The organism is Saccharopolyspora sp. NPDC002376 (assembly GCF_053593195.1).
This window is the reverse complement of sequence record NZ_JBSFBZ010000038.1, coordinates 43,869-51,365: the sequence shown is the minus strand read 5'-3', so window position 1 is coordinate 51,365 and position 7,497 is coordinate 43,869. Positions and strand designations below refer to the sequence as shown.

At 67.1% G+C, this 7,497-nt stretch carries 8 protein-coding genes; all 8 read right to left on the bottom strand.

Annotation, left to right across the window (positions count from 1 at the left end; all coding sequences use genetic code 11):
- Nucleotides 1-11 precede the first annotated feature (11 nt).
- The 8 genes from ACWCO2_RS23730 to eccD all read right to left on the bottom strand — a co-directional run bounded on the left by ACWCO2_RS23730 (nucleotide 12) and on the right by eccD (nucleotide 7,361).
- A complete protein-coding gene (locus ACWCO2_RS23730; RefSeq protein ID WP_450129952.1) occupies nucleotides 12-374 on the bottom strand; it encodes a hypothetical protein in 363 nt (120 codons plus the stop codon).
- Nucleotides 367-798 carry a YbaB/EbfC family nucleoid-associated protein gene (locus ACWCO2_RS23725; protein WP_450129951.1) on the bottom strand — a complete coding sequence of 144 codons (432 nt, stop codon included), beginning with the start codon at nucleotides 796-798 and terminating at the stop codon, nucleotides 367-369. Before ACWCO2_RS23725 ends, ACWCO2_RS23730 begins: the two co-directional genes overlap by 8 nt.
- Before the next feature lie 110 nt (nucleotides 799-908).
- Nucleotides 909-3,158 carry a hypothetical protein gene (locus ACWCO2_RS23720; protein WP_450129950.1) on the bottom strand — a complete coding sequence of 750 codons (2,250 nt, stop codon included), beginning with the start codon at nucleotides 3,156-3,158 and terminating at the stop codon, nucleotides 909-911.
- Between the two features lie 83 nt (nucleotides 3,159-3,241).
- Nucleotides 3,242-3,592: a hypothetical protein gene (locus ACWCO2_RS23715; protein WP_450129949.1), complete on the bottom strand. Its 351-nt coding sequence runs from the start codon at nucleotides 3,590-3,592 to the stop codon at nucleotides 3,242-3,244.
- Nucleotides 3,593-3,614: 22 nt separating this feature from the next.
- Nucleotides 3,615-3,917: a hypothetical protein gene (locus ACWCO2_RS23710; RefSeq protein WP_450129948.1), complete on the bottom strand. Its 303-nt coding sequence runs from the start codon at nucleotides 3,915-3,917 to the stop codon at nucleotides 3,615-3,617.
- Between the two features lie 29 nt (nucleotides 3,918-3,946).
- Nucleotides 3,947-4,300, bottom strand: a complete 354-nt coding sequence (locus ACWCO2_RS23705; protein ID WP_450129947.1) for a hypothetical protein — start codon at nucleotides 4,298-4,300, stop codon at nucleotides 3,947-3,949.
- A 112-nt stretch (nucleotides 4,301-4,412) separates the two neighbouring features.
- Nucleotides 4,413-5,843, bottom strand: a complete 1,431-nt coding sequence (eccB, locus tag ACWCO2_RS23700; RefSeq protein ID WP_450129946.1) for a type VII secretion protein EccB — start codon at nucleotides 5,841-5,843, stop codon at nucleotides 4,413-4,415.
- A 132-nt stretch (nucleotides 5,844-5,975) separates the two neighbouring features.
- On the bottom strand, nucleotides 5,976-7,361 hold the full coding sequence (eccD, locus tag ACWCO2_RS23695; RefSeq protein ID WP_450129945.1) for a type VII secretion integral membrane protein EccD: 1,386 nt from the start codon (nucleotides 7,359-7,361) through the stop codon (nucleotides 5,976-5,978).
- Between the last annotated feature and the right edge of the window lie 136 nt (nucleotides 7,362-7,497).

The following is a 7,497-nucleotide window of genomic DNA, read 5'->3' as shown; positions in this document are numbered from 1 at the left end:
AGAGGACTCGGTCAGTGCCTGCCACCGCCGGACGAGGACGAGCCGCCGCCCTCGGTGCCGTTGTCCAGGGCGTTCACGAGCTTGGTGTTCTCGTCCTCGGCGTCCGCGAACTTGTTGTGGGTGGCCTTGCCCTTCTCGGAGTTGATGCCGAAGGTCTCGCCCAGGACGTCCAGCAGCTCGGAGATGACCGGGTTGATCTCGTCGGCCTTCTCCTTGATCTGCTTCGAGGTCTCCTCGTCGTTCCCGGCCGCCGTCTTGACCGCGCTGTCCAGCCCGTGCCAGATGAACAGCGCCTCGCGGAGGTCGTCCTCGGCCATCTGCAACCGGGCGAACCGCTGCTTGAGGTCCTCCGGGATCTGGATCTGCTCAGCCATCACGCCGCCCCGCGTTCGGGAAGTTCGACGCCTCCTGCTGCATCTTGAACAGCGGCGCCAGGAACTCGCCCCAGTTCGACCCGTTGTGCAGCGATTCGCGCAGCTCGGCGGCCTCCCCGATGTGCGGCTGCACCGCGGCGTTGACCTGCGCAGTCATGTCCGCCCGCGCCTGGCCGACGATCTTGACGATCGCGTCGGCCAGCTCGGCCTTGGCCATCGACCGGTACCGCTCGTCGTGGAACTCCAGCTTGCTCAACCCCCCGGCGGAGTCCACCGTCGCGGACACCATCCGGTCCTTGGACCGCGCGGTCACCGACCGAGCCCGCAGCTCCTCCTCCAGCTCCTGCATCCGCTGCTGCGTCTCGGTGATCTCCCGCATCGCCTGGTCCAACTGCGCCTGCAGGTTGAAGGGCACTCGACTCACCGCTACTCCTCACATCCTCAAGTCATCCCCGGACTCCGACGTCCAGCGATCCGCAATTTCAGTGGAATTTGCGTGGAACACCGATCTCCGCAGGTCAGGGCCGGGATGGGTCAGCGGCCGATGGCGCCGGTGAAGCCGTCCTCGGTGTTCCAGGTGTCGGCGTCCTCGGACAGCCAGGTGGTGCGCTGCCGGTCCTTGTTCTGGTCGCCGCCGCCACCACCGCCCGCCATCGGCGGCGGCGGAATCATCGGCTGCTGACCGCCCGCGCCGCCCTTGGCGCCCTTGAAGCTGCTCTCCGTGCTGGGGTTGGTGGGCTTGCGCATTGCGTCGTCCAGCGCAGACGAGTTCACAGTGGACCGTCGCGTCGGATCATTGATCTCCGCGGAGCCGAAGCCGCCGACGCGCTTGTTGTTGGTCTCCAGGCCAGAGCCGGTGCCGAATCCGTGCTTGTTCCCGGTGGTGTGCAGGTCCGGTGACAGGTTCGGTGACAGGTTCGTCTTGCCGAACGGGTAGAGCGTGCTGCTGCCCTGCGAGTTCGGGTGGAAGGCCGAGTTCGGCGGAACCTTGACCAGGTTGCCGTGGGAATCGCGCACCTGCGTCCCGTCCGGGTTGGTGACGGTTCCGTCCGGGTTCACCACCGAGCCCGGTGGGAAGCTCTGCTGGATCGACGAGCCCGGTGGCACCTTGACCAGGTTGCCCTGCGGATCGCGCAGCAACGAGCCGTCGGCCTTGGTGACGGTGCCGTCGGGGTTGATCTTCGAGTCGGGCGGGATGCTCAGCGGCGTGCCGTCCGGGTTGGTCACCACGGTCCCGTCCGGACCGACCACGTTGCTGCCGCCGGAGCCGTTGGGGTCCAGCTTGGACATCATGTTGGGGTTCAGCTGGGACGAACCGAAGTTGCCGATCGACGGCGGCGGGGGCGTGAAGGTGCCGTTCTGCTCGTTGTCGCTCCCGATGCCGTTCCCGCCACCGAACTCGTTCTGCTGGGTCCCGCCGGTTTCCTCGTCGGTGCCGGTGTCGGTGTCGGGCAGGTCGAAATCGCTGTCTTCGCCCGTCCCACCGCTGGTGTCGCCGCCCGTGCCGCCGGTGTCGACCTGGCTCGATTCGCCGAAGTTCTCCGGCGGCACGTTCTGCTGTTCCTGCAGGTCCTGCTGCTGCTCCTGCTGCTCCTGCAGGTCCTGCTGCTGCTCCTGCTGTTCCTGCAGGTCCTGCTGCTGCTGTTCCTGCTCCTGCTTCTGCTGCTCCTGCTGCTCGTTGAGCTGGTCTTCGTACTTCTGCTGCTGTTCCTTCTGCTGCTCCTGCTGCTCCTTGAGCTGGTCTTCGTACTTCTGCTGCTGCTCCTCCACCTGCTGCTTGTACTTGTCGAGCTCCTGCTGCTGGTTGCCGCCGGTGCCGCCGCCGCTGGTGCCGAACTCGATCGACTCCGGGGTGATCCCGTGCGTGGTCTGGATCTGCCCTTGGACCGAATTGAACATCTCTCCGCCGGGGCCATCCAGCTGGACCGCGTAGTTGTCCATCCAGAGGCTCTTGGCCTCGACGTCCAGGTTCTTGCCGAAGTCCGCGTTCAGCGCACTGCCGACCGCGTGTTGCATGCCGGTCAGCTGCTCACCGTCGACAGTGGCGTTCAGGTCATACCTGTCCAGCGCGTTCTTCACCGCGTGGATCGGATGTGACAGCTGCGTCAACTTCCAGGCCTGGAAGGCCTGCAACAGCTGGTTGACCCCGGTCTCCAAGCTCGCCCCGGTCGTCCGCAGCTGGTTCACCACGTCGTCGCGGCCGAGATCCTTGGCGAACGTGCTCAGGTTGAGCCCGAATGTCTGGACGGTCTGGTGCAGGGCTTTGGCCGTCTCCCCGGATAGCGCGCTGCTGCTCTCCACTTCGCTGGCAAGCTTCCCGACCTCGTCGGCCTTGTCCTCGAGGAACTTCCTCGCGTTGGCCAGCAGGTCCGCGGTTTCCCGGAAGCTGGGGATGCTGGTGGCCGAGTTGGCCTGCGGTGGGTGCACGAGCGGGTCCAGGCTCTGGGCACCGAGGTTGTACAGCTGGCCGAACGTGGTGTCCTGGCCGTCGAACAGCGCCAGGTTGAGGTTCGCCCAGACGTAGAGAGTGCCTTGCGTGGCGTAGGTGTCCGGCGAATGCCCGCCCGACTGCTGCGAGTTGTCCACCCGCACCGCGCTGCTCGAGGTCACCGACGCCTTGCGCCAGACGTGCCAGCCCTCCGGCCCGCTGCCGTCGAAGACGAGCTTGTAGCCGACCTCAGAGATCCAGGACGGTGATTGCGGCCCCGCCAGATCGTCGCGGTCGCGCACCGGCGATTCCTTCGGGAGAACGCTGTTGACCGCCTGCTCCCAAGCACCGGACATGACATCAACCCTTCAGCGGTCGGCACTGCGACCGCGACGACCTGTCGTTTGCATTGCGTGAACTGCTCGCGCAGAACGGAGGATCAGTACTTGCCGGTCACGTCCTGCAAGAACTGAGTCGTGTGATCCTTGTTGTCCTGCTCGTTCTGCTGGAACTTCTGCTTGGTCGCGTCCAGGTTGTCGCCCATCTTCGGGAGCGTTTTGCTGGTGACCGTGTGCAGCTGCGTCGACGACGAGCTGATCAGACCGCTCACCGTCGTCTTGAGGTTCTCCGCCTCCTGGGTCGATCCCGGCAGCAACTTGTTGCTGTCAGTCGACAGTTTCTGGACGAAGCCGTTGCCGGCCACTTCGCCCGCCAGTTTCAGCAGGCGCCCCTTGATCCTGTCGGCTTCGCCCTCGTCGAACGCGATCTCGCCGTTGTCGTTCTCCGCCATGGTTTCGTGACCTCGCGCGGCGTCAGCGGACGAAGTACTGGCTGGTGCCCTTGTCCGTGTTCACGTTGTTCTCGTTCATCCTGTTCACCGTCACGCCGCCGACCTTGATCTGGTCGTCCATCTGGCGCTCGAACTCGTTGATCTTGCGCTGGGCGTTGGTCCACTCGGTGGCCCACTGACCACCGGACTCCTGGGCCAGCTTGCCCAGCTGGACCTCGAGCTGCTCCATCTGCTCGCGCATCTTCGTGGCCAGCTGGGTCATCTGCTGGGAGATCTCGTTGACCGCGTTGGGGTTGGTCTTCAGAATTCCTTCGAGCCCGCTCATTCGAATCTCCTGGGTGCGTGGTCAGTAGGTCACTTGCTGCCGGAAAGCCCGTTGTAGAAGTCGTTCATGAAGTTGTGGCCCTCCTGGATGTTCTGCTCGTTGATGTCGAGGAACTTGGTGTCCGTTCCCTGCAGACCGTCGATGATCCGGTCGAACTCGCCCTTGGCCTGCCGGTAGAGCCCGAGCCAGCTGTTGATCTTCTGCAGCAGCTGCTGCGAAGCGGTCGAGACGTAGGCGGCCCGCAGGTCCTCGCACAGCGCGGTGACCTGGCCTTCGGTGCTCTGCATGATCGACGTGTGCTGGGTGAGCGAGTTGATGCCCTGCTTGATCTGCGCGGACTGCGCGACGATCTGCGGCCCGTTCTGGCCTCCGTCAAGTGCCACCGGTCTTCCTCCTGTTGTCGATCCAGCTTGATCTGCCCGCACCCTCGCGACCGAAACTAGAACCGTCGGGGGTGTGGAACCACATCCCAGAACAGGGACGTGGCAAGGAAATTCAGCACTGCGGCGGGGTCACCGGCGGCAGCTCGGTGACCGGTCGCCCGGCCGCTGCCGGGTCCAGCGCCGGTCCGGTGGCCAGCTGGTCCACCAGCAGCGCAGGCATCTCGACTGGCGGTTCCGCGTACCCGAGCGCTCCCGCCACTTCGGCGGACGGGACCGGGTACTTCACACCGTTGTCCGCGACCAGGAACAACGTGGGCGACGGCGTTTCCCCGCTGGGCTCGACCGCGACCAGCACGCCCGTGCCCGGCTCCACGCCGACCCGGTCCGGCCGGCTGCAGGACAGGGCGATCCCCGGCTGCGGCAGCGCCGGCCGCGCGGCGTCCACGACGCTGCGGTCCACAAGGGACACGCTGGTCACCGCGGGCGCCGGGGTCGTGGACACGCACAGCGCCTGCTTGTCGTCGTCGCCGACCAGCTGCGGCGGGGCGTCCGGGAACGCGCCACCGCGGGTCAGCTCGTCCTTCGCCGCCGTGGGGGCGGAGTGCGCGGTGATGTCGCTGGCACCGATCTGCCGGGGCTGCACCGGCTGTCCGCCGTAGGCGATGGCCTGGGTCTGCGGATCGCCGCTGATCAGCTTGAACAGGGTGTCGGTGAGCGGCACCAGCCCGGACTCGGCCAGCAGGTACGGCTTGCCGGCGGCGTCGCGGAACAGCTGCCCGACCACGCTCGGCGCCCCGGCCAGCTGCGGCCCGGGGTTGCCGCGACCGGCCACTTCCGGGGCGACCAGGTCGGGGCCGGTGGGCAGCGCGTTGAGGAATCCGGCAGGCACCGCGATCGGGTCCGACGTGCTGTAGCCGAGCGCGGCGGGACCGGCGGATTCGGTGTCCATCCGCAGCTTGTGCCCGAACCACACCAGGAACACCGCGCCGTCCGGCCCGGAGACCAGCGCGCCCTCGTTCTTGGTCAGACCGGTGCCCTCGGCTTCACCGATCAGCGCGGTGAAGTCCCGCTTGCCGTCCACCGGCGCGGCGCACGACAGCCACGGGTCGCTGCTCAGCGCACCAGGTGACGGCAGTCCGTCCGGGGCGCCGGGGATGCCGATGGTCGCGCCGCGCGGCGTTCCCACCAGCGAGTTCGCCGACACCGTGTGCACGGTCATGTCCGCGCCCGCGACCAGTCGCGCCGACGCCTGGTTGAGCACCGGGTGCAGCTCGCCGGCGAGGTAGAGCCAGCGCGCGCCGGACTCCTTCTCCACCACGACCGCGCCCGGCACCTGCCACGCGGTCGCGCCGCCGGGCTTGATCAGCCCGAACAGGAACGTCCCGAGGCCGAGCAGCACCGAGATGACCACGCCGATGACGACACCGCGCGAAGTCCGCCGCTGCGGAGTGTCGGAGATATCCGGATCGGCCCGCAACATCCCGGCGCTGAGCCGCCCCATGGTGAACATGTGCGCCTGAACCTGGTCCCGCCGCGACTGCACACTCCCACGCCCTCACAAAAGTCTCGTAACTCCAAAGCCACCTCCGTCACCCGCTGGGTGGTCAATTTCGCGAGAAATTGACGTTCACCCGGGTGACGGTCAATTTCTCGCGAAATTGACACCGCCCCGAGCTCAGCCGTTGAAGGCTCGAATCCAGCCGAATACGCCCAGAACGGTCAGCATCAGGGGGATGAGGCTCACCGCTAGGAGGACGTGGATGATGTCCGCTGCGCGTCCCCAATAGGGGACAAGGCGGTTGCCCGGCACGACCCAACCCGACACCATCAGCGCGGTTCCGAGCAACGCCACGCCCACGAAGAGCAGCAGGCGTCCGAACAGGTCCTGCATGGACAGTGCCAGCACCAGCATCGTGACCCCGAGAACTCCCGGCAGCACAACGGAAAGCCGATGCCAGATGCCTCCCACGTCGCGCCCGTGCAGCAGCATGATGGCGCTCAGCACGCCGGCCATCGTGTAGGTCGCCCAGTTCGGTTCGGTGAGCAGCCCGAAGACCGCCACCGCGCACACCGCGCCGACCGCCAGGAACAGCGAGGTCATGTACTTGTCGGCGATCACGGTCCGGTCCAGCACGTTGCGGCTCGGGTGCGGGTCGATGCCCTCCTGCAACTGCTCGGAGTTCGTCGGCAGCGGCGGCATCTTCAACCCGGCCACCCGGAACGACAGCCCGGGCACGAACGCGCCGAACAGCACCGCGATCACCGCAGTGGCCGACACCGCCTCGGCCAAAGTGTTCGTGAGCAGCGTCAACAGCGCGGTCACCACGCCGAAGACGCACACCACCAGCACCCCGAGGAACGCGTGCGGATGCGTCCCGGATGCCGCCAACGCCAACACCGCACCACCCGCGGCAGTCGCCGCCGCAGCGAGCAGAATCGCCATCCCGGACGCCTCCGGCCCAGGCGCGAGGAATCCGGCCAACGCGAAGAAAGGCACCGCAGCGAGACCGAAAACCGAGCCCGCGAAGGCATCTCCGACCGCACGCGATGCCGAGAGCGACGCGGCCAGCAGCAGCAATGCCGCGACACCAGCCGCCAGCGAGCGCACCAGCCATTCGCCCGGGAACCCACCCGGCAGCAACAGCCCCAGCCAGATGATCCCGGCCGCGACCAGCACCGATCCGTGCAGCAGCCGCTTGGTGGCGGCGGGTTTCCAGGCCCCGGGACGCTCCTGCATGCCCTTCGAGATGCCGTCGACCAGGTCGTCGAAGTGCACCGCCGGCATCACCTCCTGCCTCGAGCGCAGGTGCAGTACCTGGCCGTCGTGCAGGCCCAAGGACTCCGGTGTGGACTCCTCGTCCAGCGGATCGCCGCCGACGTCCTGCAGCACCCAGCCGCCGTGCTCCAACCCGGCCTCTTCGACCTGGGGGCCCGCGTAACTGACGATGGTCGGCATCAGGTCGATCAGCGGCACGTCGGTCGGCACCGCGAGATCGAAATTCCGATCAGGTGCCCGGATGGACAGCCGGCACAGGCCCGCGGCTGCGCTGGTGGTGCTCACGCCGGTTCACGCTCCCTTTTCCCGCAAGGATTCCGCGAAATGTGGTGTCGGGCACCGAACTCGCAGTGCCCGACACCGTCGAAAGCAGCCTCGATCGTCGGGGGACAGTTCGAATTGTCGAGACCGGGACGGCGCC

Bases quoted from the DNA above. Each gene is read 5' to 3' on its own strand.
- ACWCO2_RS23730 (WP_450129952.1), bottom strand. From the start codon at position 374: ATGGCTGAGCAGATCCAGATCCCGGAGGACCTCAAGCAGCGGTTCGCC.
- ACWCO2_RS23720 (WP_450129950.1), bottom strand. From the start codon at position 3,158: ATGTCCGGTGCTTGGGAGCAGGCGGTCAACAGCGTTCTCCCGAAGGAA.
- ACWCO2_RS23715 (WP_450129949.1), bottom strand. From the start codon at position 3,592: ATGGCGGAGAACGACAACGGCGAGATCGCGTTCGACGAGGGCGAAGCC.
- ACWCO2_RS23710 (WP_450129948.1), bottom strand. From the start codon at position 3,917: ATGAGCGGGCTCGAAGGAATTCTGAAGACCAACCCCAACGCGGTCAAC.